Below are 1,843 nucleotides of genomic sequence, written 5' to 3' on the forward strand. Positions count from 1 at the left end.
CCCCGGCGAGCCGCTCGGCGGCGGTGTCCAGGCCGGCCGAGGGTGCCGCGGTGCGCAGCTCGTCGGTGACGGCGAGCAGTGCGGCGAGATGGCCCGCGAGCTGGATGTCCAGCTCTTCCTCGCGGGAACGGTGGGGGAAGTCGTGGGGGGTGCCGGCCATCGTGCTGTGGACCGACTTGTCGCGGATCGGTTCGTACATGGACGGCCTCCTGGGTGCTGGCAGGAAACCATCCTAGCTTGGATTCTGTCTAAAGTTGAGTCATTCACAAGATCAGACGGTCGATACCGCTTGGTCAGGGCTGGCCGTAACCGTCCAGGAAGCGGCCGATACGGCCCATCGCGTCCCGCAGGTCGGTGACCGACGGCAGGGTGACGATGCGGAAGTGGTCCGGCTCCGGCCAGTTGAAGCCGGTGCCCTGGACGACCATGATCTTCTCGCGGCGCAGCAGGTCCAGGACCATGCGGCGATCGTCCTTGATCTTGAAGACGTCGGGGTCGAGGCGCGGGAAGAGGTACAGCGCCCCCTTCGGCTTCACGCAGCTCACGCCCGGGATCTGGGTCAGCAGTTCGTGCGCCGTGTCCCGCTGCTCGCGCAGCCGTCCGCCGGGCAGGACGAGCTCGCCGATGGTCTGGCGTCCGCTGAGCGCGGCGACCACGCCGTGCTGGCCCGGCATGTTCGCGCACAGGCGCATGTTCGCCAGGACCGTCAGGCCCTCGATGTAGGAGTCGGCGTGGGCGCGCGGGCCCGAGATCGACATCCAGCCCACCCGGTAGCCGGCCACCCGGTACGCCTTCGACATGCCGTTGAAGGTGAGGGTGAGGAGATCGGGGGCGACGGAGGCGGTCGGGATGTGCTCGGCGTCGTCGTAGAGGATCTTGTCGTAGATCTCGTCCGAGCAGACCAGCAGGTTGTGGCGGCGGGCGATGTCGGTCAGGCCCTTGATGACCGCCTCGTCGTAGACCGCGCCGGTCGGGTTGTTCGGGTTGATGATGACGATCGCCTTGGTGCGGTCGGTGACCTTGCGCTCCACGTCGGCGAGGTCCGGCATCCAGTCGGACTGCTCGTCGCAGCGGTAGTGCACCGCCGTGCCGCCGGAGAGGGAGACCGCGGCCGTCCACAGGGGATAGTCGGGCGCCGGGACGAGTACCTCGTCGCCGTCGTCCAGCAGGCCCTGCATCGCCATCACGATCAGCTCGGACACGCCGTTGCCGATGAAGACGTGCTCGACGTCGGTCTCGATGCCGAGGGTCTGGTTGTGCATGACGACCGCCCGGCGCGCGGCCAGCAGCCCCTTCGCGTCGCCGTAGCCGTGCGCCGTCGACACGTTGCGGAGGATGTCCTCCAGGATCTCGGGCGGGCACTCGAAGCCGAACGCCGCCGGGTTGCCGGTGTTCAGCTTGAGGATGCGGTGACCGGCCGCTTCCAGCCGCATCGCCTCCTCGAGCACCGGGCCCCGGATCTCGTAACAGACGTTGGACAGCTTGGTCGACTGGATCACCTGCATGCTGGGAGCTTACGGGCCGGTATGGCCGTTCGGGCCGTGTCTTCCGACACGTGAGACGCGCCGGTTTCGCGCGGCTATGTCCGCTCGCTGTCCCTGGGGCCCCTCGCGTCTCTGGAATGCGCGGCCATGTCCAGCCCTCCTCCGTACGCCGAAGGGGGGTACGACGTCGGGAATCCCCAGGATCCCCCGAACGTGTACCTCCCGCAGACCGCCCCGTCCCCGGCGTATGACGCCTATACCGATCCGGCGTCCGCCCACGGCTGGCAGAACGCGTACGACGAGACGCGTGAGCTGCCGCCGGCAGGGGGCGACGGACCGCCTCCGGCGGACGGCGCCGG

1 protein-coding gene and 2 pseudogenes are annotated in these 1,843 nt (G+C 68.7%); 1 reads left to right on the top strand and 2 read right to left on the bottom strand.

Annotation, left to right across the window (positions count from 1 at the left end; all coding sequences use genetic code 11):
* Both B9S61_RS11975 and B9S61_RS11980 read right to left on the bottom strand, forming a co-directional pair.
* Positions 1–199: pseudogene (locus tag B9S61_RS11975) on the bottom strand (hypothetical protein); the annotation flags it as partial.
* A gap of 94 nt (positions 200–293) precedes the next feature.
* Positions 294–1,505 (bottom strand): pyridoxal phosphate-dependent aminotransferase, encoded by a 1,212-nt coding sequence (locus tag B9S61_RS11980; protein ID WP_103542240.1) that lies wholly within the window; start codon positions 1,503–1,505, stop codon positions 294–296.
* A 126-nt stretch (positions 1,506–1,631) separates the two neighbouring features.
* Between B9S61_RS11980 and B9S61_RS41540 the strand changes: the two are divergent.
* A pseudogene (locus B9S61_RS41540) lies at positions 1,632–1,843 on the top strand (hypothetical protein); the annotation flags it as partial.

Source organism: Streptomyces sp. SM1, from assembly GCF_002910825.1.
GTDB lineage: Bacteria > Actinomycetota > Actinomycetes > Streptomycetales > Streptomycetaceae > Streptomyces > Streptomyces okerensis.